This window comes from Streptomyces sp. NPDC004752, assembly GCF_053601275.1.
This window is the reverse complement of record NZ_JBSGBN010000153.1, coordinates 1-22,695: the sequence shown is the minus strand read 5'-3', so window position 1 is coordinate 22,695 and position 22,695 is coordinate 1. Positions and strand designations below refer to the sequence as shown.

Here is a 22,695-nt window from a genome sequence, read left to right as displayed (position 1 = left end):
GTCCGGGCCGTGCGCGCCGCCCAGCAGGCGGCACGCGGCGCCGAGCAGACCCGCGACCTCACCCGGGTCTCCCTCGACCGCGCGCAGGAGGCCGCCGCCGCGGCCGAAACCGCCGAAAGCGTTGCCGAGGCGGCCCTCGAATCCGCCCGCGAAGAGGCCCGCACGGTGCTCGGCCGGTGGACGGAAGCACACGGCACGCTCCTGGCCGAGGAGGGTGCCCGCCGACTCGCCGAAGCCCTCGAACTCACCGGCGAGGCCGACGCGGTCACGCTCGCCGACGCCTTCACCGAGGCCACCGCCCCCGCCGTACAGGAACTGCGCGACACCCTCGCCGCCCTGCGCGCCCGGCGCACGGACGTCGAGCGCCGCCGCGCCGACACGGAGGCCGAACGCGACCGGATCGCCGCCGAGCACGACGACGCCCCGCCCCCGGCCCGTGGCCGAACCGCCGAGAGGGCGTCCGGTGACGGCGTGCCCCTGTGGCAACTCGTCGCTTTCGACAGCGAACTGACTGATCGTCAACGTGCTGACCTGGAAGCGGCGTTGGAGGCGTCCGGCCTCCTCGACGCCCTGGTCACCACCGAGGACATCCCCGTGGCGGCCGGGCACAGCGAGGGCTACCTCCGGGCCGGTGCCCCGGTGAACGGCCCGAGCCTCGCCGACCTCCTGCGACCCGAGGCCCCCGAGGGCGACGCCGCGATCCCGGCCGCCCGCATCACCGCCGTACTGCGCTCCGTCGCCGTCACCGGCGACCTCGACACCGGGACCCCGCGGATCGGCCCCGACGGCCGGTATGCGGCCGGTGTCCTGGTCGGTGCCCACACCAAGGAGCACGCCGAGTACGTCGGCGCAACCGCCCGCGCCCGCAGGCGTGCCGCCCGGATCGCGGCCTGCGAGACGCTGCTGACCGAACTCGACGCCCAGCTGGAGGAGTTGGCGCACGCCCAGGCCCGTACGGACGCCGCCCTGGAGTCGTACGCCGCCGCCCGCGCCGCGCTGCCCCGCACCACCGGCATCACGCAGGCCCTGCGCGAACTCGACCGGGCCGCGGCGCGGCTGCGTGCCACCCGTGACGCCGCCGACGCGGCCCAGGGCTCGTACGACGAGTCGGTGGCCGCCTGCTCGGTCGCCGAGCGCGCCTTGCGCCGCACCGCCGCCGAGCACGCCATCGAGACCGACCGCGTCGACGCCGTCGAGATCGCCACCCGCGCCTTCGAGACGGCGGCCCGCGAACTGGCCGCCCGCCGTCGCGAACACGCCCGCCAGAGTGAGGCGGCCGAGGCAGCCACCGACCGGCTCACCGCCGCCGCCGAGGACGAGGAGGCGGCGGCGGACACCGAGCGCGCGGCACGCCGCCGGCGCGCCGAGGAGGCCGCGGGCCTTGAGGCCCTCCAGGACGCCGTCGGGGCCGAGGCGCAGGAGGTGATGCGCCAGGTGCGGGAGACCGAGGACGGCCTCGACGCCCTGGTGGGGGAGGCCGAGGCCGCCCGCACCGCCCAGCACTCCGCGATCGCGGGCACCGCCGCGGCCGAGGCCCGCCGTACGGCCGCCGCCGAAGCCGGCGCGGTCGCCGCGGCGGAGGAGAAGGACACCGCCCGCGGCCTGCGCCCGTACGCGGCCCGCGAACTCCTCGACATCCTGCGCTGCCCGCCCGGCCTCGCCTGGCCCGTCCAGGAGGCCGACTGGGCCGGCGAGGCACTCCCGTCGGCCGTGGCCGCCGTACACGAGGCGATCCTGGCCGCGACCCGCGACCTCACCCCCACCGAGACCAGCCTCAAGCAGTCCGTCACCCGGCTCACGAAGGCCCTGGACGACCTGCAGGCGCAACTCGCCGCCGCCGGACAGGACTACCGGCCCGAATGGGACGGCTCCGACGGGATCATCGTCGTCCGCGTGGCCGACGAGGAGGGGCCGCTGCCCGTCGCCGCCTTCGCCCAGAAGATCTCCTCCCACCGCCGTGACCAGGCGGAACTGCTCTCCGAGTCCGAGCAGCGCATCCTGGAGGACGCTTTGCTCACCCGGCTCGCCCAGCAGATCCACGACCGCACCGTCGACGCCCGTGACCTGATCCGGCGGATGAACACCGACATGCGCAGGCGCACCATGTCGTCCGGGACAACCGTCGGTGTGAGCTGGCTGCTCGCCGACCATCTCGACGACGAGCAGCGCGCCGTCTGCTCCCTCCTCGACGCCGACGCCGCTCGCCTCGGTCCGGACGGTCTCGCCCGGGTGCGCGTCCACTTCGCCGCGCAGATCAAGGCCGCCCGCGCCCGCCAACGCGACCAGCCCTACCGCGAACTGCTCGCCGAGGTCCTCGACTACCGGCGCTGGCGTCAGTTCGCGTTCCAGCTCGTACGCCCCGACAAGAGCGAGGAGCGGCTCACCCGCGCCCGGCACAGCCGCCTGTCGGGCGGCGAGCAGTCCGTGTCGCTGCACCTGCCGCTGTTCGCCGCCGCGCACGCCATGCTCAATTCCGCCGACCCGCACGCCCCGCGCCTGCTCGCCCTCGACGAGGCCTTCGCGGGCGTGGACGACACCGGGCGCGGCGAACTCATGTCGCTGGCCGCCCAGTTCGACCTCGACCTGTTCATGACCGGCTACGACCTGTGGGCCGCCCACGCCTCCGTGTCCGCCGCCGCCCACTACGACCTCGCGCACTCCGCCGTCGACCACACCGTCTCCGCCCTGCTGCTCGTCTGGGACGGTGCTCGGCTCCTCGCCGACGACACCGGGGACCTCACCGCCGCCCTCGGCTCGCCCGGCACCCGGCGTGTCCCGACGCCCGAGGAGGCCGTGGTTGTCGACTGAGCAGAGTGAAGGCCACGGGTACGACGAGTTGCGGGACGAAGGATGGAGCCGGCTGCTCGCCGTCGCCCGCCGCAGGCTGGAGCGCACCGGAGGCGCGCTCGACGGCGACATCGGGCTCACGAGGCCCAGCGAGGCCGAGCGCCGCACCGTCATCGGGATCACCGGCCGCTACCGGCCCGAGACCGCCAAGCGCCTCGCTGTACCCCTGAGTGATCTGGACGGGTATCTGCACGACCGGTACGGCACCGGTCTCCTACAGACCCTCGGCCGTCTCCACGGGCCGCTGCGTGACCGGCCCGCCGAACGGGCCGAAGAGGAAGCACGCCGCGACGACGCCCTGAAGTCGGCCCACTCCAGTCGGCTCGCCGGGCAGGGATGGTTCGCCGCCTGGCTGGACCGGATCGCCGCCGACGGCACGCTCACCCGTCTCGTACGCCGGGGAGACGCGCCGCTCCTCGACGCGGCGGTACGTGTCCTGGAAAGGCTGACCGGTGACGGGGACCGCTCCGCGGGCTCCCCGAAGCGGGTCCCCGGCGTCCTGCCGCTCCCGGTCCTCGCCGAGTGGGCCACCGGCGACACCAAAGCCCTCGTGCCCGGCGCCCCGCTGGAACAGCTCGTCCTGCGGGCCCTCGCCCAGCGCACCGGCGGCGGCTCGGAGGTACCGCCTGACCGGGCCGGGCGGCGCGCCCTGTGGGAGAGCGCCGGCGCCATCGCGGACGACCTCGCCAGCCAGGTCCTTGTCCTCAACATCGGCGCCAGGGGCGACACCGTCGTCTGCGACTGGCTGCGTGACGCCGCCGACTTCGGCATACCCTTCCGGCTCACCCTCCACCAGCTCGCCACCGACCCCGTCGTCCCCGCCGCCCGCACTATCTTCGTCTGCGAGAACCCGGCCGTCCTGCGCGCCGCGGCCAGCGAACTGCAGGACACCGGCGCCGCCCTGGTCTGCACCGAGGGCGTCCCGTCCGCCGCCTGCCACAAACTGCTCGGCGACGCCGTACGCGCGGGAGCCCGGCTGCACTGGCGCGCCGACTTCGACTGGGCCGGCCTGCGGATCACCGCGAATGCCATGGCCCGACACGGCGCCCGACCCTGGCGGATGACCGCCGCCGACTACACGGCGGCGCTCGGCAAGGGCGGGTCCACACCGCTCGCGGGACCGCCCGCGGCCAGTCCCTGGGACCCCGGACTGGCCCTCGCGATGGCGGCGTCGGGCAGCACGGTCATGGAGGAACGCCTTCTGCCCGTACTCCTGTCCGACCTCACCCGTGCCTGATCCGGCGACAGCGCCCGAGGAGAACGATCCCGAACGCCGACTCCCTTCGCCGTCCCTGGGGGATCCCCATTCCGGTCACCGGCACATGGAACTCTTCATCGGCGGTCCGATGATCGCGTCACCGCCGACCGGTTGCCGGGCTTGGGCAGCAGCGAGTGGCCCAAGCCAGGATTCCCGGACGACCTCGTTCGCGCCTCGGGGCGCCTCTTCTCAGTGGGCGTTTGTCTCCGGCTCGGGTCGGGGGAGCTTGTCGAGGTCGAGGGTGAAGGTGCGGCCGTCGGCCAGGGGGATGGGGAGTTTACCGGTGCCGTATGCGTGGGTGTGTGCTGCGATGTAGCCGGACCCGGTGGGCTGAGTGTGCAGGACGGTGTGGACATGGTCGCTGGAAGCCCCGTGGCGAGCAAACGGGCGCCCGCCACAGGGATCGATCAGTGCACGGAGTTGGCGGCGGCGACGATGGCACGGTCGACCGCTCCCGGGCTGATCGACGGGACATCATGGCCCGAGCGGGTGTAGATGATGTGGGCGCCCACTCGGTTGGCCTGGAACTTCTGTGCGGCCGTCGGCACTGCGTGGTCCTCGGTCGCGATGACCGCCCACTTCGGTGTCTTCGCCGGCGGATTCACCGTGGCCTTGGCGGTGAAGGCCGAGAGGGCGACCGGCTCCTGAGTCACCGAGGCGACAGCCAGGGCGGACTTCGACAGCCCGTTTCCGTACACGGTCCCGTACTTGTCGGCCTTGAGGTACACGTCGGTGTCACTGCCGGGCAGGGGAACGGTGCGGAAGTTCTCCGCAGTGAGCTGTGACCCGGGGAACTGCCCAATCAGGGAGCCGGCGGTTTCTCCCGCCTTGGGGATGAGAGCCGTCACGTACACGAGGGCCTTGACCTTGGGCGTTTTCGCGGCGACCTGGCTGATGACCTCTCCCGCGTAGGAGTGGCCGACCAGTACCACGGGGCCCTTGATGGTCTTGAGCTGTGCCTCAACGTAGGCGCTGTCGAAGGCCAGGCCGCGCAGGGGGGTGTCGATCGCGTAGACCGGGTAGCCGTGCTGTCGCAGGTAGCCGATCTCGCCGTTCCAGCCGGAGGAATCGGCGAACGCCCCGTGGACCAGGACCACCGTCGGCTTCGCGCGGTGCCCCGTCTGCGTGGCGGCGGCGTGATCGGTCGCCTGGGTCGTGACGGCGCTCGCGTTCGTCACGGCCAGCGAGGCTGCGAGCGCACCACTCGCAAGCCCGGCAGCCGCCAGCGCTTTGATTCGAACGGTGGACTTCATGTGGCGTTATTCCTTTTGGTCAGTTGTTTAGCGGAATGGGCTGGGGAGGCGGTGTGGTCCGCATGAAGCGGAACCCCATAGGGATGCCATCCGCATTGCTTCGTGGAAACGACTATGGTGGCCGAATCCACAGCCCGCCAATGCCGAATCTGCTTCCTTCCATGCCGATACGGCATGAGTCGGGCGCGAACGTCTTTTGTTCTTGGCAGGCAGGTCCGGGGCGCCAGATATTTCCGGAGCTGAATTTCTGACCCTTGCGGTACCGAGTTCGTCGTTTTCCCGGCCCGACTCGCCGATTTGTACCGCCGGTCCGTTGGTATTGCAGCCCTCTCGCGGAGGCTTCCGTGGTGGCGCTGACGTAGGGCATGGGAGATGCCGACGGCTTGTCGTGGCAGGGCATCGCGATGCCCTGGTGTGATGTACGCCAAGGGGCGAGGTCGGGCTCAGTTGTCGGTGCTGTGGGCGCGACAAGGTCGAACAGGCTGACGGGTTCGGAGAAGAGGGGATTCGGGCGCGGACCGGTCCCTTCATGAGAGTGCTCCGATCAGGATCTGCGGCCTGAGGCCGGTCAAGGGGAGTGGCAGGCATCGGTGTTCGCGAATCGAGGGTGCGGGAAGGCCGTCGTCTGCGCGGTGGAGCGTGCGTGAGCGGCCTGTTGTCGGGCTGGCCACAGAGTCGTCCGCGTAGTTCGGATGGACTGGTCGCCGTCACCGCTACGGCGGCTGGCGAGGGTGAGGAGGGCCTCTGTGCTGCCGTCATGCCGGTTCGGCATGACGGTGCAGGTGATCGGCATTGGCATGAAAAGTCGGGTGCCGCGATGCTCGGTGGAGGACGGAACTCGGCTTGACGAAAAGGTTTTGACAATGCGTCGTCGCGGCTCGCTGGTGCATGATGCGGGACAGATGTCCATGCACCTCTGTCCTGTGCCGCAACGCGACGGAGCTGGAGCTCTCTCGGGCTGACCGGACGTTGGGTGGTAGACGAACCCCCTGGCACCGCATGTTCTCGCAGACGCCCACCAACTCGGTGACCTCGCTGCCGGGTCGGGCTTCCGGGCACCGGTAGGCGGGGGAGGGCAGGAACACAGCGACGTTCCACCACATCGTCGGTACCTCAGATCGGGATGGACGACCTCGCTGTCGCCGACTCGGAGCTGAAAGTGCACGGCGTCGACGGTCCGTGTGTCATGGACCCTCGGTGTTGCCGTCCATTTCCAACACCGGAGTCAACGCAACTGTCCTGGTCGTCGCCGAACGGGCTGCCGATAACCTCCGACACGATATGCCACACCCCTGAGTACCCGTTGGGAGAAAGGCCGTACGGCGGCCCTGAATGCGAATGAATGCGAAGGCGCGGTAGTGATGAAGTTCTTGTGGCGGATGGTGGATGAAACGCTCGTCGGAGCAGTGATCTACGCACTTACGTGCAGGCTGCTCCGCGGGCCTCGTATGGGCGTCATCCGTGTGGACGTGCAACAACCCCGAACGCCCGCACGACGGGGCTGAATTCCATGCGCGCCGACGCCGGCGCCAGGCTGTAACCGCCTTCTGCCTGGCAGGGGGCCCAAACATCGAGAAGGTTTGCATATGCCGAGCACTCAATGGCGCGAAGTGTTTCTGCCCGACGAGAGCACCCAGCACGCGGAACAGGCGAACGTTTTCAGTGAATTGCAACACAAGCGTATGAAAAAACACGGCCACGGCAGGGCGCTGCACCGCAATCAGGTCGCTGCCCTGAGGGCCGCCCTCGTGGTGGAAGAAGATCTTCCTGATTATGCGAGGCAAGGAATTTTTGCCGCTCCTGCTGTACTTGAGGCGCATGTTCGGCTGTCCAACGGAAACTTCTCCGCCGACCGGGCTCCTGACATCCGCGGTTTTGCGATCAAGGTGCTCGGTGCCTCCACGCCGTCGTCCGCCGGTGTCGAGCAGAACTTCACCCTGGTCAGTCAGGAGACCCTGAAGGTCCGTGGCAGCGCGGACGTCGTCGGAATCGTCGATCTCTCCACGAGTGCGCCCGGCACCGCGCTGTGTAAGGCCGCGATGAAGCCACAGCTGACCCGTAGTGCTGTCGCGAACTTCCGGGACATGGTGAAGCCGTTCAGCGGATTCGCTACGCACGACTTCTTCAGCATCATGCCCATCACGTTCGGCGACTACGCGGCACGGTTGAAGCTGCGTGCCGCCTCGTCGAAGATCAGCAAAGAAGCGCGCAAGGATCTGGCCACTGACATCTATACGCGACTCGCGGACGACGACCTGGAGTTCCTCTTCCAGGCCCAGTTCTTCGAGGACGAGAGTCGTACGCCGATCGAAGACTCCTCCGTCTCATGGGACGCGCCATGGCTCACCGTGGCGCGACTACGCATGCCTCGGCAAGCGCCGGACGAGGCATTGGCCGAGACCGTCGAGAAGAGCAGCTTCAACCCCTGGATCGCGGCAACGGAGCATCGACCTCTCGGAGAATTGATGCGTGCCCGCCAGGCAGCCTATTCGCTCAGCTGGCGCAACCGGTCCTGACATCGGTGGATCTGGCCGGGCCCCCACCACCACCCATCTGTTCGATTACGATGAGCCTCATGGACCTCGAATTACGCCGGGTTCGCTACTTCGTTGCCGTGGCGGAGGAGTGCAGCTTCGTGCGGGCGGCGAGCCGCCTCTACATGACGCAGCCGGCGCTCAGCCGTCAGATCCGGGCGCTGGAGGAGGATCTGGGCGTGGTCCTCTTCCAGCGCGACCGGCAAGGCACCGCACTGACGCGGGCGGGGCACCAGTTGCTGGAGGACGCTCGGCCGATGCTGGCAATGGCGCAGGCGGTGCAGCAGCGGGTGCGCGCGGCGAGCCGAGAAGTGAACCAGTTCACCATCGGCTTCATGCCGGGTGTCAACGTCACCCCCATCGTGCGGGAGTTCGCCCGGATGGCGCCGCAACTCGACATCGATGTCGTCCACACCTCGATCACCGACCAGGTCGACTTCCTGCTCGACGGTCGGGTCGACGTCTGCTACGTCCGACTGCCCCTGCCCGAGGGCATGTTCGAGGTGGTCCCGCTCTTCCCGGAGCCCCGTGTGGTGGCGCTGTCCAGTGAGCACCCGTTCGCGGAACTCAAGGCGGTACATGTAGAGGACCTGCGCGACATGACCTTGCTGCAGGACCCGCGGGACGTACCGGAATGGCGCGGGCGCCTCCCGCTCGATCCGGTCGCTCCGTCGGGGGACACCGGACGGTTCCCGTCGACGATCGAGGAATGCCTGCAGACCGTCGCCTTCGGGTCCGGGTGCTATGTCATGCCGGCCGGTATGGCCGGCTTCTACCGCCGTGACGACGTCGTCTACCTGACCCTGGAAGGCGTCGCACCGCGCATGGTCGCTCTGGCCTACTCCAAGCACCGGACCATGCCCGAGTTGCTTCAGTTCGCCGAGTTTTCCCGCCGCGTGCTCGGCCCGGGCCCGGACTGATGCCCCGGGCCTGCTCGGCAAGCATGATCAGACAATGACCGGTGCCGGGTCGGCCCCGGTCAGTCAGCAGCGGGTTCCATCGATGAGACGGGGCCCTCGGGGCCGGTGTACGCCCCATTTGCTTGCGGTGCCGAGTAGGGCCGGTCAGCTGTTCAGCCCAGGGGCGGTAGGAGGCCGGTTTGCATGAGGAAGCCCGCGAAGTTCCAATAGTCGCGGTTCTCGGTGATGAGTCCGTCGCTCCGCACGCCGATGGTGACGCCGGGGCACTCGAACCGCTTTCCGGTGGCAGGTATCCCCAGTTCGATGTTGGCGCGGTCGTGGGTGCCGGAAAGGACCCACTCGAACGAGTAGGAGTCGCCCGATTCCACGACCTTCCCCAGAGCGAAGAAGTAATCGCTGGACAGGCCGATGTCCATCCCGTCGATCAGCGCCTTGACTGCTTCCTTGCCCTTGAATATGCCACCGAAAGCGGTGTCGACGACCTGGACGTCCTCGCTCATCATGTCGACAACTGCCTGCGAATCGTGCCGGTTGCAGGCGTCGACGTAGTTCTGCACCCAGGAGGGCAGGTCCTGCTCGTTCATGGGTTTCCTCAATGGCTCTCGATGGGATGCGACGACTCGCACGGCGAAGCGCATAACACCCGACGGCGGGGACAGCCGGTGGCCGGTGCGCTTCGGAAAGGCGAATATCTGCGTATACCGATTGTCGGGCACTCGGAATTCGCGCCGCCAATGCCGAATCGGACCATTGTGATGCCGCATCGGCATGTCAAGCGTCGCAGTCGGCAGTTCGGCGCGATATGCCGATGGTTCCGGTGAGGGCGCTGAGTCCGAGGGGAAGGGCAGGGGCCAGAGCCACCGCCGAGTCCGGAGTCGGCCAGGACGTGCCGAGGCGTTCGGCGGTGATCAGGGCTGTCGGCCTTCTTCAGTCTTGCGTCGGCGACGATGCTCGGGACGAGGGATTGGGCGGCGTGGTCGTAGGCCGTCTCGCCGTTACCCGGCAGGAAGGCCAGGACGTACAGCTGGACCACGCCGTATGGGTACTCGTGCCCCATCGCCGATACGAAGCGAGGGCACGAGCCATGACGACACCGGTGCCGGGCACCCGCCCGCAGACCCGCAGAGTCCGCACGGACCTGCTCGGGATCTACCTCAACGACCATCTGGCAGGTGCCACGGTCGGAGCCGGGCGCTCCCGGTTCGCGGCCCGATCGCATCGCGACCGACCGTTCGCGGAACCGCTGCGGCACCTCGCGGGCGAGATCGCCGAGGACCGTGCGAGCCTGCTGTGCATCATGCGGAGCCTCGGCGTGCCGAAGCGCCGCTACAAGGTCGCGGCATCCGGCGCGGCCGAGCGACTGGGGCGTCTCAAGAGCAATGGGCGCCTCTTCCGGCGTTCACCTCTGACGCTGGTGATCGAACTTGAGTTCCTCCGGCTGGGGGTGAAGGGCAAGGAACTCGGCTGGCGCACGCTGCGCGCCCTGGCGGAGGCGGACGGCCGCTTCGACGAGCAGGAGCTCGACGGACTGATCGCACGGGCCGAGCGGCAGATGAGCACGCTGGAGGAGCTGCGCGTCACTGCGGTCAGGGACGTCCTGCTCGCTGGCTGACGCCGAGCGGGATGACCGACGGGTCGGACGACAGCTTCGGGGAACTCGAACGTTGACCTCGCCCCGGAAAGAGAGGGAAAGGATCGGACATGTCCAACCCTCAGCAGCCCCAGCAGCGGCGCAGCCGCAAGGGCGGTGCCACACCGCAGGACAGTGGCTAGCCCAAGGCACGTCAGGTCGAGGAGACGGGCGAGGGCCATGCCCATGGCAGGGACAAGGGGAACAAGGGCGGCGGAGAAGGCGGCGGAGTGCCTCCGGACCAGCCGCCCGATCGCCCTTGAGCCGCCGGCCGCGTGACCATTTGAGAGGACAACGAGGAGGAGCGCCATGCCTGCCGGATCGAGTTCCAAGCGGGAACGGCAGTACGAACACATCAAGAAGAGCGCCCAAGACCGCGGCGAGTCCGCGGGGCGGGCCAAGGAGATCGCCGCGCGGACGGTCAACAAGGAGCGGGCGAGGTCGGGCGAGTCCAAGACCGCGAGCAAAACCTCGACCCGTGACCCCAAGTCCGCGTCCCAGCGCGGCGGGCAGCGCTCGCACAGCGGCGCGCAGGGACCGACCAGGGACCAGCTGTACGAGGAGGCGAAGAAGCGCAACATCGACGGTCGCTCCTCGATGACCAAACAGCAGCTGCAGAACGCCCTCGGCCGTTGAGGAGCCGGCTGATGCAGCCCGAGGTGGACCGGATCGCGCAGCCGTGGGGCGACCGCACCCCTTACGGCCGCGGCGCAGCGTGGCCGGTGCGCGTCGACTCGCGTCGACTCGTATCTCGAATCCGGCGTCACGGCCGACGCCGTCGAGCGGTGGGTCCCCGCCGCGTCGCTGCTGCACTCCAACGGTGATGCGATGGACGTCGCGGTCACCGACGGGCGGATCGTCGGGGTGCGCGGGCGGCCCGGTGACCGGGTGAACCGCGGCCGGCTGGGTCCGAAGGATCTGTTCGGTTGGCAGGCCAACCAGGCCGAGGACCGGCTGACCACGCCGCTGGTCCGGGACGGCGGGCGGCTGGTTTCGTGCGGCTGGGACACCGCCATGAACAAGGTCGCCGCCCGGACCCGGGAACTGCTGGAGGAGAGCGGTCCCGGCTCCATCGGCTTCTACACCAGCGGGCAGCTGTTCCTGGAGGACTACTACACGCTGTCGGTGATCGCTCGCGCCGGGATCGGTACCAACCACCTCGACGGCAACACCCGCCTGTGCACGGCCACGGCGGCCGAGGCGCTGAAGGAAACCTTCGGCTGCGACGGCCGGCCCGCCTCCTTCACGGACGTCGACCACGCCGATGTCATCGCCCTGTTCGGGCACAACATGGCCGAGACCCAGCCGGTGCTGTGGATGCGAGTCCTGGACCGCCTGGCAGGCCCCGACCCGCCCCGTCTCGTGTGCGTCGACCCGCGCCCCACCCCCGTCGCCCGCCGCGCGGACGTCCACCTCGCACCCCGCGCAGGGACCAACGTGGCCCTGCTCGACGCCCTGCTGCACGAGATTATCCGCAGCGGACAGATCGACCGCGACTTCGTCGAAGCGCACACCGTCGGCTTCGAGGAACTCACCGAGCGCGTCGCCGACACCACCTGTGGAGACCTCCGCCGCCGAGGCGCTGCGGCACGACGTGGCGGAAGGGGACCTGGTCGAGGTCACGAACCCGCGCGGCTCGGTACGCGGCCGACTGCGTATCACCGGTATCCGCGACGGCATGGTGTTCCTGCCGTTCCACTACGGCTACTGGGACGCCCCCGCAGGCCACCGCCCCGGAGCGCAGTGCGGCCGGGCTGCGAACGAGACGACGATCACCGACTGGGACCCCGTGTCCAAGCAGCCGCTGTTCAAGACCGCCGCCGCCCGGCGAGGTGCCGTGTCAGGCATGTCCGGGCGGGCGGTCTCTCCGTCGTCGGTGAGCGCCGTGTGCCGATCGCCCCCGGTGGCACCTCCGACCGCTCGGCGGACGTCATGATGAAGGCGGCAGCCAGCGCGCCGCCTCCTCCCGGCTCACCTTGGCGGCGTCCACGTACCACTTCCGGCGGCCGGGATCCCACCGCGCGCCGAGCCGCTTCTTCGCCTCGTCCTTGTCCGCGTAGGGGACCTCCAGATAGAGGCGGTCTCCGTCGGCACGGCCCGCTCCGCCCGCCTTGCCCGCGCCTGTCGTCCGCGGGTTCCACGCAGCCCTCTCCTTGCGGGCACGCTCGATGACCCGCCCCACCCGCTCGCACGCCACCGGGTCCGTGAGCCGCATCATCAGGTCGGTGGGGCCCTTGTTGGCCAGCAGATTGAGTGAGCCGTGCCACAGCACACTCCCGTCCAGGATCAGCACCTTCTCGTGCATCCGCTCCCGGAACTCGACCTGGCAGCCCACCGAACGCAGTTCGTCGACCAGTTCCCGGACGCGTTCAGCCGCCGCATCGGTCGTCTGCTCCTGCGGGTCCCGGGTCCTGACCGTCACCTGAACGCCGTCCACCACCCGCTTCGCAAGACGGGCCGACCAGGTGCGGACCGGCTGGCGGTCGAGGAACGGTGAATACAGCTCGATCGTGCGGGTGGCCCTCGTGATGTCCCACTGAACGGCCGCGGCCACCTCGTCCGCGGGAAAGAACGCGGGCCGGGCCAGCTCTTCGTCGGACAGGGCCGACAACTGGGCGGCGTCACGGACCGGGATGAGCTGGTCCACGGACATGCACTGCGCGTTCGCCTCCAGGTGATCGAGCATGCGCAGCGCCTCGCTGCCGACGGGCAGGTGCTCACGCAGATGCTCGACGTCCGCGAGGACGACAAGGTGGTCCTGAGCCCGGCTCAGCGCGACGTTGAGGAGCCGGCAGGTGTGCGAGGACAGGCCGCTGCCCTTGAAGAAGTACCCCGGCGACCTGCCCGATCCGGCCGTGGTGTCGAGGACGACGATCGGCCGCTGGCTCCCCTGGAACCGGTGGACGGTGTCCACGAGACCCTCGTACGACGTCCCGAAGCGGTACGCCAGGCTGTTCTTGAGGGCCTGTACCTGCGCGCGGTACGGGGCGATCACCGCGAGTCGGTCCGTGGCCTGTTCCCCGGCGGGTACGTCCTCCGCCTTGCGGCCGGGCAGGACGCCCTCGTACTGCAGGCCGCGCACGAGTTCGTGGACGGCCGCCTCGTGCACCGTGTTGGTGGAGTGGTCGCGCCCGGCGATCCGCTGTTTCGACGTGTCGATGAGGATCACCGGCGCGTCGACCAATGGGTTGAACGGAACGCGAGAGCCGTCTGCCCGTCCTGTGGACAGGGGCGCGTCCGGATAGGCGACGGTGTTGACCACATCGCAGATCGGACCGCGCATCCGGTACTGGGTGTTCAGCGCCACGAGCCGATTGTCCGGCCGGACGGATCCGGACTCCCCTACCAGGCCCGCAGCGTGGAAGACGTCCCGCGCGCACCACCGCAGGGCGTGGTCGCGTTCCTCCGGCGTCGCCTTGCGGTCGCCGCTGCCCTTGGTCACCGCCGGAAGCTGACGGAAGTCGCCCGCCACGACGACCCGCTTCCCGGCGAGACCTGCCGCATACCAGGCGGAGGGAAGATCGACCATCCCCGCCTCGTCGATGACGACCACGTCGACCCGGTCGAGCAGCTTGTGCGACTGGACGGCCTTGGCGACGGTCGCACCGAGGACCCGACACTTCGAACGGACCGTGTCCTTGATCGCCCGTCGCTGTTCTTCCAGTGTGTTGATCTCCTGCTGCAGCCTGTCGGCCTGCGACACCAGCGATGCCCGGCTCGGCAGCTCGGACACCCTTGCCTCCTCGGCCGACAGGACGGACCGCAGCCGGGTCACTTCCGCCATGGCATGCCGCACGGCACGTTCGGCAGCGGCGAGGTTCGACGCGATCGACTCCAGGCGGGTACGGGCTCCGGTGACGGCCACCCGTGCGTCGTCCAGCTGCTTCTGCTTCCGGTCGGCGAACAGGCCGCGGGGCGCGCCGATCTTCTCGATCAGGGCGGTCTGCTCGGCGATCTCTCTGCGGGCGCCGGCCTGGGCTGAGTTCGCCGCGTCGCGGCTCTGCGCGGACTGCGTGTACTGCTGCTGGGCCGTCGCGAGATCGGCACGGACGACGCCCACCCTGTCGTGCGTGGCGATGCCCGCCTGCGCGCTGCGCAGGTCGGCGGCGCGTTCGATGAGCGTGGCGTCCAGCGTCGCGGAGAGCCGCGCGGCGATCCGGTCGGGATCCACCTGCTCGCCGTACCTGTCCCGCAGTGACGGGACCGTGATGTCTCCGGCGCGCTGCACGAGCCCGTCGGGGAAGCCGGTCTCCGCGGAGAGAAGGTCGCAGACCCGCTCCAGGGCCTGGTCGACCGCGACCTTGGTGGGTGCCAGGAAGAGAACCGTGAGGTCCTGCCGGTAACTTCCCTCGACGATGTGTCCGACGACATCGGTCTTGCCGGTGCCGGGCGGCCCCCACAGGAAGGTGACCTCGCTGGCGAGAGCCTGGGAGACCGCCTGACGTTGTCCGGAATTGAGCTGCAGGGACGCCCAGTCGGCCACCCACCGGGCCATCGAGCGGTCGCTGCCGAGCCGCGGGCTGCCCCGGCCGACCATCCACCCGGCGCTCTCCACACGCACAGGGTGTTCCGGCTGCCCCACTGCTTCCAGGCGTTCGGCGAGCGTGCGCCAACCGGCTGCGTCGTCCTCGCGGATCTGCACGTTCGCGGGCGAGTCGCCCAGGTCCACGGCGGTGGTCAGGCGCACACCGCCGTCCGGAAGCCGCTTGGCCTCGGCCGGCGCCCAGTCACCGGTGGAGCGGGACGGCCGGACCAGCACGGGCTTGCCGTCGAGGCCGTCCTGCCACTTGCGGCACTGGAACAGGTACTCGTGCCGCGCCTCGGAGTGCGAAGTACGGCGGCCCTTCGACAGGGGCACCTTCTGCTCGGCCTTGCCGTCGCTGCGCAGCTCGGCGGCGACCTCCAGCCGGACCGCGGCCAGCAACTCGCCCACCGGATACGGACGGGTCGACTCCTGCGCCATCTCCACCCCCGAGGTGATCGGCTCATCGTCATGACATGTGCCGAACCGAGGCACATGAGGAAGAGCAAGCCTAGGTACGCCCAGGTGGAGCGAAAGCGTTTCCGGTCAGTGCTGCTTCGGCGGGAAGAACACCTGGAGGAACGACGAGTGGGGACAGGCATGCGGGAAGGCCGGTGGGTCACGGTCACCGAGTCGGAGTTCGACTGCGCGTCGCTCTTGCGGATGCCGATGCTGCTTCTCGCGGATCGACTCCAGGCCGCGGCGTTCGCGCATCCGCCGATGCCGAGTCTGCCGGACGAGGGGCCGCCGGGTGGGCGTGCGAGCGGCCTCCGGTCGGTACGCGCAGCTCCGCCCACACCGTTTTGCCGGGGGCGGCCGGGCGAGGGGTGACGCCCCAGTTGTCCGCGAGGGCGGCGACGAGGTGGAGGCCACGGCCTGACTCGGACAGGGAGTCGGAGGTCGGGGGAGTGGGCGACGGCTGTTTCTCGGCACGGGTGTCGGTCACCTCGATGCGGAAGGTGCCCTCGGCCAGGGTGAGTTGGACATGGAAGTCCCGGCCGGGAACGTGACCGTGTCGTACGGCGTTGGCGCTGAGCTCGGCCGTGATGAGGGTGAGGGATTCATTGACCGGGGTTGTGTACGGGTGGCCCCAGTCGTTCAGACGGTGCGAGACCAGTCGGCGGGCGAGGCGGGCACCGCGTGGGGTCGAGGTGAAGCGCATGGTGAACTCGCGTTCGGGTGCGAGACGCTGTGGCATATGCCCGTTCGGGGGAGTTGCTGACTTCATGGGGGCAACGGTTGCGGACTCTGCGTAGCGTTGACCAGGAGCGACGTGCTGACGGGTGCGGGCTGTACACGCGGGCGGCGGCGCTTGTACGCGGTGTTGGCGTGACCGGATCCAGGGCCGTGCGTTGGGCGGGCGGAGTCCGGTGACCGTGATGTCGTACGGGAGGAGCTGCGGCGTGGACGACGAGGTTCAGCAGCCGGAGTATGAGGTCGGGACAGGCATGTTGTGGGTGTTCGGGCGGCAGCTGAAGCTGTTCCGGGAGCGGGCCGGGATGGACCGCGTGAGGCTCGGGTCGCTGACCGGGTACTCGGCCTCGACGATCGCGTCCTTCGAGCAGGGCAGACGCATTCCGCCGCCGAAGTTTATCGACCAGGCGGATGAGGTGCTGGGGGCGGGTGGGGTGTTGAGCGCGGGGAAGGAGGAGGTGGCTCGGGCCCAGTATCCGGCGTTCTTTCGGGATGCGGCGCGGTTGGAGGCGGAGGCCGTTGAGCTGCATCTGTACGCGAACCAGGCAGTCCCTGGGCTCTTGCAGACGGAGGAGTATGCGCGCGCCATCTTCATGATGATGCGGCCGCCCATGGATGACGAGCTGATCCAACAGCGAGTGTCCGCGCGCCTGGCCCGGCAGGAGGTCTTGTCTGGCCGTGATGCACCGCTCGCCAGCTTCGTCATCGATGAGGCCGTGTTAAAGCGTCCTATCGGGGGGCGGGAAGCCCTGCGTGGCCAGCTTGAGCACATCCTTCTGACGGGGGAGCGGCGGAACATCGAGATCCAGGTGATGCCGCTTGACCGTGAGGAGAACGCTGGTATGGCTGGTCCCTTCACCTTGATCGAGACGAAGGAAGGGCGGAGGATCGCGTACGCCGAGGTGCAAAACGTGAGCCGCCTGCAGACGGAGCGGGAACGCGTCCGTGCGCTGGAGGCCAAGTACGGGATCATCCGGGCGCAGGCCCTGACTCCTCGTGAATCATTGGCGTACGTAGAGAAGTTGCTGGGAGAGCCATGAACGAGCACGTACATCAGCCCCTTATAGGCCAGTTGACATGGCACAGAAGCAGCTACAGCAGCGAGGAAGGCGGTGAATGCGTAGAGGTCGCCGCCCGCCCCGGCAGGGTCCACGTCCGCGACTCAAAGGACACAACCCGTACCGCACTGGCCGTACAACCCACGGCCTGGACCGCGTTCGTCCAGTTCGCGGCACTCTGATAGGAACGGGGCCCTCGGCAGGCGTGTGCTTGCCGAGGGCCACTCACGTGCCCGCCCTCGGTCCTCGTAGCTCGCGCGCCGGGCCTGTACGTGGCCGTGGTCGTGACCGTTTCGCGGACTTGATCACCGAGCGCCGGGCGCACCCGTCCACATGCCGGAGACTCTGGGCGGGGCGAGTGGCAGAATTTCCCGGTCGAAGAACTCGTGAAAGTCTTCAGCGCGCTCGTAAAGTGCGTCAAATCCACTAGAGGTTTCCCGGATTATTTCCCGTTCCGTGAAACGGTTGGCGCCCGCCGCGTTCCCGTCGTCGTCGTAAACGACTTCATACATCACGACGTCCCCCAGAATGACCACCTCGGGAGCCGGACGATCCTTCTCGATGTCCCTGATTTTCCGGGCGTCGAGCACTTTGATGTCGTCGCCCTCATCCACCCGCACGCGAAGCACGAACAGCTCCCATTGCACGTACGGTGTGACGGGGAATTCCACGACACGAAGGCGGCGATGCGAAATTCCCAGCCGTTCCGCTTTCTGGAGTTCCTGCGCGTAGTCGTCGCGCCGCTCCGCGGCCAGGGACAATGCTCGCGTCCAGTCGCCGTCGGCGAAAGCCTCCCAGCTGGCGAAGCCGCGCTCCTTGAAGTGCTGTCCGCGTTCGAGCTTGTTCAGGAAGCCGATGCCGCTGCTGTAGGCCCGGCCGAAGTCCTCGTGATACGTGGGGCGATCCATGCGCTCGGAGATGCCGGCGGGGAAGGAATCAAACACTGGGGATATCCGGCTTCGCTGCGACGATCATGTTTCGTGGGATGACGACGAGGCGTTCATCCGCGCCGATCGAGACCCCGTCGGGCAGATTCTTGCCGAGTGACTGGGTGAGGTCCCGGCCGATTACGGCGATGTCTCCGTTGGCGAGTTCCCAGATGTCCGGGCAGTCAGGAGTTCCGGTTGTGTTCCCGAGTTCCTGGGGTGATTTCCCTAAGCGCTTTTTGAAACTGGTGTCCGGATCGGCTTCCCATGGCCTGGCCATCTTCGTCGCCCCCTCGATCGGTCGGATCGTTTCACTGTAGCGTACGCCAGGAGGGTCTGACCATGTGTCAGGTGCGGGGTGGTGGGGGTAATGGCGTGGATTGATTCCTCCTTGTCTGGTTCAGTTCAGGGGTGAGACGATATTGATCGGGAAGAAAATCTTGTAAACGCCTGGCAGGTGGGACGTTTTTTCTGGGACGTTTTTCTGTGCTGTAGGGAAATTGGCGAATGGAGGGGTGGAAGTGGATCCGGAAGTGACCTCGCTCGCACAGAGCGCGGGGACCGCCTTGGTCACGTTGATGGCGGCCGACGCCTGGCACCGCACGCGGGACGGGCTCGTCCAGCTCTGGCGCCGCGTGCAACCCGAGCGTGCCGAGACCGTGGCCGCCGAGTTGGAGGCGGCTCGCGAGGACGTCCTGGCCGCCACGGCGGCCGACGACCACGAGACCTTGGACGAACTGCGTGCGCAGTGGCAGGGGATGGTACGGCGCCTGCTCGTCGCCCGGCCCGCCGCCGGAGACGAACTACGCAGGCTGCTGGACGAACTCGATCCCGGCGGCTCGGCCGCCCGGCAGATCACCCAGCACGCCACCGCGTCCGGTCAGGGCCGGGTCTACCAGGCCGGACGAGACCAGCACATCACCGAGCGATGACGGGCGGAATGGACGGTCACGCCGAGGACCAGGGGCGTGTCTACCAGGCATCGGGGGACCAGCACATCACCGAGCATCACCATTACGGCGGTGACGGACCGGCGCCCGGTGGCCCGGACTCGGTGCGCCGCCCCGCAGTGGGGCGGCCTCCCGTCGTACTGCGTGACCGCAACGAGGTGATGGAACGCCTGCGGGCGAGTGTCGAGGCAGAGCGCGGTGGCGAGGTCTATGTGCTGCACGGCATGGGCGGATCGGGCAAGACGGCGGTCGCGTGCACCCTCTTCCAGGAGATCGCCGACGAACAGGGCCGGGTGGCTCTGTGGGTCAACGCCGCCGACCGTGCCGGCCTGCGCGGAGGCATGCTGGCCGTGGCCGCCGACCGAGGGGCGGGCGACGGCGAACTGCTGGCTGCCCGCAATGGCCTCCGCCCCGCGGCGGATCTCGTCTGGCGGTATCTCGACCGCTCCGCCGAGCCCTGGCTCCTGGTCCTCGACAACGCCGATGAGCCGGAGATCCTGCGGGACGGCAGCTGGCTGCGCACCAGCCCCCGCGGCATCGTCCTGGTGACCACGCGGCGCGCCGCGGCCCGCTGGTGGCCGGGCGCCGAACTGCAGCACATCGGCGTACTGCCGCGTGAGGATGCGGCGTTGGTGCTGTGCGACCTTGCCCCGGACAGCGGTACACCCGAGCAGGCGGCGCAGATCGCGGACCGGCTCGGGCGGCTGCCTCTCGCCCTCACCCTGGCCGGCGGCTTCCTCTCCCACCAAGTGCTCGACCCCTGGACGATGGACGCCTACGGACACCACCTCGACGGAGACGAACGGGTCCAGCTGATCGACCGGGGAGCCGACGCGTTGTCCGGACCGGACCCGCGGCACCTGGTCGGCTTGACCTGGCAGCTGACACTCGACACCTTCGAGGCACGTGGGCTGCCCGAAGCGGCGATGCTGCTCAGGCTGCTGGCCCGGTTCGCCGCCGAGCCCCTGCCGCTCAGCCTCCTCAACCAAGCCGACATCAACGACGTCCTTCCCCAGGCCCGTACCGAGACAGCCCTGAGAGCCCTTCTCGACCAGTCGCTGACCGAGCTGGTCGACCTCGCCGGCGCGCGCTGCGTACAGAGCCATGGAGTGCTGCTCGACAGTGTCCGCGCGGCGACCCCCGTAGACCTGCTGCCTGCGCTCGACACCACCGCCGTCCAACTGCTCGACGCGGCCGTTCCTCGGGTACCCGACGCGGGCCCGCACGATCCGCACCTGCGACTGCTGGTGCCTCATGTGCTCACCCCGGTGCGACATATCGGTGAGCCCTCGGCCGCCGCCGACGCCCTGGCCGTCGCGACGCGCCTTACGGTCGCCCTGCACCGGACCGGGGACTACCTCTCCGCCTGGGAGACCTCCCGCACCGCGGCGGACCTCGCTCAGCGACTGCTCGGCCGGGACGACCGGCTGGTCCTGTCCGCCCGTTCCAGAACCGGCCGGGCACTGTTCCGGCTGGGCAGGTACGCCGAAGCCGAGTCGGTGCTCCGCGGTGTCCGCACCACGCAGGAGTGCCTGTTCGGGGCCGACGACCCCGACACCCTGGACACTTCTTACGGCCTTCAGCTCGTGTGGGCGAATCTCGGCAGACGCGAGGAATCACTCGCACTTCTCCGGGCTGTAGTCAACGGCCGGCGAACGACATTGGGCCCCGCGCACCCACTGACCCTGCGCGCCCGCGCCAGTCTGCTGGAGATGCTGCCTGCCTCCGAGGTGGTTGCCGAAGAAGACGGCGCGTTGCTTTCGCTGCCGTCGGAATGTGCCCGGCTCCTCGGCCCCGATCACACGGTGACGCTCGGCGCCGGGCACAACCACGCCTGGGCGCTGTACCTCCTGGGCCGTTTTGACGAGGCCGACGAGGAGATCCGGCTGGTCGCCGACGCGTATGTACGGCGCTTCGGCCCCGAGTACCCGATCGTGCTCGCAGCCCGGCAGCTCTTCTCCCGGACCCGGTCCGCGCTCGGCCACACGGATGCAGGGATCGAGCTGATGGCCGATGTCGTCGCACGGCGGGAACGCGGCCTGGGCCCGCGGCATCCTTTCACGGTCGCGAGCCGTCGGCTGCTGGACGAGTACCGATCGGGGCGATGGCACCCACCGCAGCCGCCCGGCGGATGAGACAGGGACGCGCGACAGTGCGTTCCGGATCGCATGGTCTCTCGTGCCCGCAAGGCGTTCCGGGGCTGTGGTCCCCACGGCACGTCGCACCGCCCACCCGTACGTCCGGGTCCTCTCCTGCGGCCTGGACCGGTACCCGGCTCCGGGTCGGCGAGGCAGCCCCGCACCGCATCGAGTACGACCAGCAGCACCGAACACTGTCAGGGAGAGCGAGCCCCGCAATGGCCCAGCCGCCCCTCCTCCGCGATGTCATCGACATCAAGGAGAACATCTCCACCTCGGACTTCGAGCTGTCCCTCGCCGAGGCGACGACGCCCGAGGGCGCCCAGGCAGCGCTCAAGGACTACGTCGTCACCGAGCGGTTGCTGGAGAACTTCGATGAGGCGCTCGCGCTCATCAAGGCCTCGCTCGACGGGCGCCGCTCCAAGGCGGCGTACCTGCACGGCTCGTTCGGTTCCGGTAAGTCGCACTTCATGGCCGTGCTGTACGCGCTGCTCAGTGGCGACCCGGCTGCTCGTGCCCGTACCGAGTTCGACCCGGCGCTGACCAAGCACGAGTGGCTGACCACGGACGGCAAGCGGTTCCTGCTGGTGCCGTACCACATGCTCGGCGCGAAGGCGCTCGAACAGCGGGTGCTCGGCGGGTACGTCACGCACGTCAAGAAGCTGCAGCCGGACGCTCCGACCCCGCAGGTGTACCGGACCGACTCCCTCTTCGCCAACGTCCGGGCCAACCGTGCCACCTACGGTGACGAGGCGGTCATCCGGGGTCTAGGCGGTGTTTGCGACGTGAAAGATTAGTAATGGTTGTGCAGAATTGATGTGAGGAGTGACACACATGAATGGGTGTCAGTTTTTTTGTGAGAACTGCCCGCATGGGTGGATTTCCTAGTCTTGATCACTTCCTCATCCAATCTTTAACTTGCCGTGACTTGTACGTTTCTGGAGGCAGTAGGGGTTGCGGATATGGGAGTTGGGCATTATTGGCGTCGATGGCGCCGGCCCGTCTCAGGTGCGATCGGGGCCGCACTGTCAGTGGCCGTACTCGGGGGCTTGTTAGGCGGCGCTCCGGCAGGTGCGGCTGAGGGTGACGATGGTGTCGAGGCGAACGCCGGTGTGGCCTCTGCGCTGCCGGCGGATGAGGCGGCAAAGGGCAAGGCGTTCTGGGAGGACGACGCCCTTCCAGAGGCGTCGGCGGAGCTGAAGGCTTCACGCAAGGCGGCCGAGACCGGGCAGCGGGTGGAGGTGCAGGGCCTGACGTCGGAGACGAACCAGGTCTTCGCAAACCCGGACGGCACATTCACGGCAGAGTCCTCCGTGGTGGTGGAGCGGGTTCGTAAGGGCGGTGCGTGGACGCCGGTGGACACCACGCTGGGGGGCTTGACCCGGGATCGTGGACACCGGTTGTTATGCGGCAGTGGTCAGAGTAACTGATCGTTGTTCGAAGGCGTTCGGGCTCATCTGGCCGA

At 68.9% G+C, this 22,695-nt stretch carries 17 protein-coding genes and 3 pseudogenes; 14 read left to right on the top strand and 6 right to left on the bottom strand.

Going from position 1 to position 22,695, the window contains the following annotated elements; all coding sequences use genetic code 11:
* Both ACWEKM_RS39865 and ACWEKM_RS39860 read left to right on the top strand, forming a co-directional pair.
* Nucleotides 1-2,808: SbcC/MukB-like Walker B domain-containing protein (locus ACWEKM_RS39865; protein WP_451626188.1), on the top strand; the 2,808-nt coding region annotated here is incomplete at its 5' end.
* Complete coding sequence (locus ACWEKM_RS39860; RefSeq protein ID WP_451626187.1) at nt 2,798-4,084, top strand: TIGR02679 family protein; 1,287 nt, start codon at nt 2,798-2,800, stop codon at nt 4,082-4,084. The genes ACWEKM_RS39865 and ACWEKM_RS39860, both read left to right, overlap by 11 nt.
* 428 nt (nt 4,085-4,512) lie before the next feature.
* Here the strand turns inward: ACWEKM_RS39860 and ACWEKM_RS39855 are convergent, their stop codons facing one another.
* Complete coding sequence (locus tag ACWEKM_RS39855; RefSeq protein ID WP_451626186.1) at nt 4,513-5,358, bottom strand: alpha/beta hydrolase; 846 nt, start codon at nt 5,356-5,358, stop codon at nt 4,513-4,515.
* Between the two features lie 1,586 nt (nt 5,359-6,944).
* On the opposite strand from ACWEKM_RS39855, the gene ACWEKM_RS39850 reads away from it, so the two are divergent.
* Together ACWEKM_RS39850 and ACWEKM_RS39845 are read left to right on the top strand one after the other, a co-directional pair.
* A complete protein-coding gene (locus tag ACWEKM_RS39850; protein WP_451626185.1) occupies nt 6,945-7,874 on the top strand; it encodes a hypothetical protein in 930 nt (309 codons plus the stop codon).
* Between the two features lie 59 nt (nt 7,875-7,933).
* Nucleotides 7,934-8,812 (top strand): LysR family transcriptional regulator, encoded by an 879-nt coding sequence (locus ACWEKM_RS39845; protein WP_451626184.1) that lies wholly within the window; start codon nt 7,934-7,936, stop codon nt 8,810-8,812.
* A 152-nt stretch (nt 8,813-8,964) separates the two neighbouring features.
* On the opposite strand, the gene ACWEKM_RS39840 is transcribed toward ACWEKM_RS39845, so the two are convergent.
* Complete coding sequence (locus tag ACWEKM_RS39840; RefSeq protein WP_451626183.1) at nt 8,965-9,396, bottom strand: ester cyclase; 432 nt, start codon at nt 9,394-9,396, stop codon at nt 8,965-8,967.
* A 500-nt stretch (nt 9,397-9,896) separates the two neighbouring features.
* On the opposite strand from ACWEKM_RS39840, the gene ACWEKM_RS39835 reads away from it, so the two are divergent.
* From ACWEKM_RS39835 to ACWEKM_RS39820, 4 genes and pseudogenes are all read left to right on the top strand, one after another.
* Nucleotides 9,897-10,424, top strand: coding sequence for a hypothetical protein (locus tag ACWEKM_RS39835; protein ID WP_451626182.1), 528 nt, complete (start codon nt 9,897-9,899; stop codon nt 10,422-10,424).
* A 327-nt stretch (nt 10,425-10,751) separates the two neighbouring features.
* Nucleotides 10,752-11,078, top strand: coding sequence for a plasmid stabilization protein (locus ACWEKM_RS39830; RefSeq protein WP_451626181.1), 327 nt, complete (start codon nt 10,752-10,754; stop codon nt 11,076-11,078).
* A gap of 11 nt (nt 11,079-11,089) precedes the next feature.
* Nucleotides 11,090-11,999 (top strand): annotated as a pseudogene (locus tag ACWEKM_RS39825) (molybdopterin-dependent oxidoreductase); the annotation flags it as partial.
* Nucleotides 11,998-12,378, top strand: a pseudogene (locus ACWEKM_RS39820) (molybdopterin dinucleotide binding domain-containing protein); the annotation flags it as partial. The pseudogenes ACWEKM_RS39825 and ACWEKM_RS39820, both read left to right, overlap by 2 nt.
* On the opposite strand, the gene ACWEKM_RS39815 reads toward ACWEKM_RS39820, so the two are convergent.
* Nucleotides 12,373-15,405, bottom strand: coding sequence for an AAA domain-containing protein (locus ACWEKM_RS39815; RefSeq protein ID WP_451626180.1), 3,033 nt, complete (start codon nt 15,403-15,405; stop codon nt 12,373-12,375). The pseudogene ACWEKM_RS39820 and the gene ACWEKM_RS39815 sit on opposite strands and share 6 nt — an antisense overlap.
* 184 nt (nt 15,406-15,589) lie before the next feature.
* Complete coding sequence (locus tag ACWEKM_RS39810; protein WP_451626189.1) at nt 15,590-16,162, bottom strand: ATP-binding protein; 573 nt, start codon at nt 16,160-16,162, stop codon at nt 15,590-15,592.
* A gap of 205 nt (nt 16,163-16,367) precedes the next feature.
* Here ACWEKM_RS39810 and ACWEKM_RS39805 point away from each other — a divergent pair, with 205 nt between their 5' ends.
* Nucleotides 16,368-17,198, top strand: coding sequence for a helix-turn-helix domain-containing protein (locus ACWEKM_RS39805; RefSeq protein WP_451626179.1), 831 nt, complete (start codon nt 16,368-16,370; stop codon nt 17,196-17,198).
* Nucleotides 17,195-17,398: a DUF397 domain-containing protein gene (locus tag ACWEKM_RS39800; RefSeq protein ID WP_451626178.1), complete on the top strand. Its 204-nt coding sequence runs from the start codon at nt 17,195-17,197 to the stop codon at nt 17,396-17,398. The genes ACWEKM_RS39805 and ACWEKM_RS39800 overlap by 4 nt, the downstream gene beginning before the upstream one ends.
* A gap of 123 nt (nt 17,399-17,521) precedes the next feature.
* On the opposite strand, the gene ACWEKM_RS39795 is transcribed toward ACWEKM_RS39800, so the two are convergent.
* Both ACWEKM_RS39795 and ACWEKM_RS39790 read right to left on the bottom strand, forming a co-directional pair.
* On the bottom strand, nt 17,522-18,160 hold the full coding sequence (locus tag ACWEKM_RS39795) for a DUF6879 family protein (protein ID WP_451626177.1): 639 nt from the start codon (nt 18,158-18,160) through the stop codon (nt 17,522-17,524).
* Complete coding sequence (locus ACWEKM_RS39790) at nt 18,153-18,422, bottom strand: hypothetical protein (RefSeq protein ID WP_451626176.1); 270 nt, start codon at nt 18,420-18,422, stop codon at nt 18,153-18,155. The genes ACWEKM_RS39795 and ACWEKM_RS39790 overlap by 8 nt, the downstream gene beginning before the upstream one ends.
* A gap of 241 nt (nt 18,423-18,663) precedes the next feature.
* On the opposite strand from ACWEKM_RS39790, the gene ACWEKM_RS39785 reads away from it, so the two are divergent.
* The 4 genes and pseudogenes from ACWEKM_RS39785 (at nt 18,664) to ACWEKM_RS39770 (ending at nt 22,660) form a co-directional block, all read left to right on the top strand.
* Nucleotides 18,664-19,074 carry a hypothetical protein gene (locus ACWEKM_RS39785; RefSeq protein ID WP_451626175.1) on the top strand — a complete coding sequence of 137 codons (411 nt, stop codon included), beginning with the start codon at nt 18,664-18,666 and terminating at the stop codon, nt 19,072-19,074.
* Nucleotides 19,071-21,227, top strand: a complete 2,157-nt coding sequence (locus ACWEKM_RS39780) for a tetratricopeptide repeat protein (RefSeq protein WP_451626174.1) — start codon at nt 19,071-19,073, stop codon at nt 21,225-21,227. The genes ACWEKM_RS39785 and ACWEKM_RS39780 overlap by 4 nt, the downstream gene beginning before the upstream one ends.
* A gap of 221 nt (nt 21,228-21,448) precedes the next feature.
* Nucleotides 21,449-22,006: pseudogene (locus ACWEKM_RS39775) on the top strand (BREX-2 system ATPase PglY); the annotation flags it as partial.
* Between the two features lie 336 nt (nt 22,007-22,342).
* Entirely contained in the window at nt 22,343-22,660 is a 318-nt protein-coding gene (locus ACWEKM_RS39770; protein ID WP_451626173.1) for a hypothetical protein, read from the top strand.
* Nucleotides 22,661-22,695: the final 35 nt, after the last annotated feature.

Bases quoted from the DNA above. Each gene is read 5' to 3' on its own strand.
- ACWEKM_RS39855 (WP_451626186.1), bottom strand. From the start codon at position 5,358: ATGAAGTCCACCGTTCGAATCAAAGCGCTGGCGGCTGCCGGGCTTGCG.
- ACWEKM_RS39850 (WP_451626185.1), top strand. From the start codon at position 6,945: ATGCCGAGCACTCAATGGCGCGAAGTGTTTCTGCCCGACGAGAGCACC.
- ACWEKM_RS39845 (WP_451626184.1), top strand. From the start codon at position 7,934: ATGGACCTCGAATTACGCCGGGTTCGCTACTTCGTTGCCGTGGCGGAG.
- ACWEKM_RS39840 (WP_451626183.1), bottom strand. From the start codon at position 9,396: ATGAACGAGCAGGACCTGCCCTCCTGGGTGCAGAACTACGTCGACGCC.
- ACWEKM_RS39835 (WP_451626182.1), top strand. From the start codon at position 9,897: ATGACGACACCGGTGCCGGGCACCCGCCCGCAGACCCGCAGAGTCCGC.
- ACWEKM_RS39830 (WP_451626181.1), top strand. From the start codon at position 10,752: ATGCCTGCCGGATCGAGTTCCAAGCGGGAACGGCAGTACGAACACATC.
- ACWEKM_RS39815 (WP_451626180.1), bottom strand. From the start codon at position 15,405: ATGGCGCAGGAGTCGACCCGTCCGTATCCGGTGGGCGAGTTGCTGGCC.
- ACWEKM_RS39810 (WP_451626189.1), bottom strand. From the start codon at position 16,162: ATGCCACAGCGTCTCGCACCCGAACGCGAGTTCACCATGCGCTTCACC.
- ACWEKM_RS39800 (WP_451626178.1), top strand. From the start codon at position 17,195: ATGAACGAGCACGTACATCAGCCCCTTATAGGCCAGTTGACATGGCAC.
- ACWEKM_RS39790 (WP_451626176.1), bottom strand. From the start codon at position 18,422: ATGGCCAGGCCATGGGAAGCCGATCCGGACACCAGTTTCAAAAAGCGC.
- ACWEKM_RS39780 (WP_451626174.1), top strand. From the start codon at position 19,071: ATGACGGGCGGAATGGACGGTCACGCCGAGGACCAGGGGCGTGTCTAC.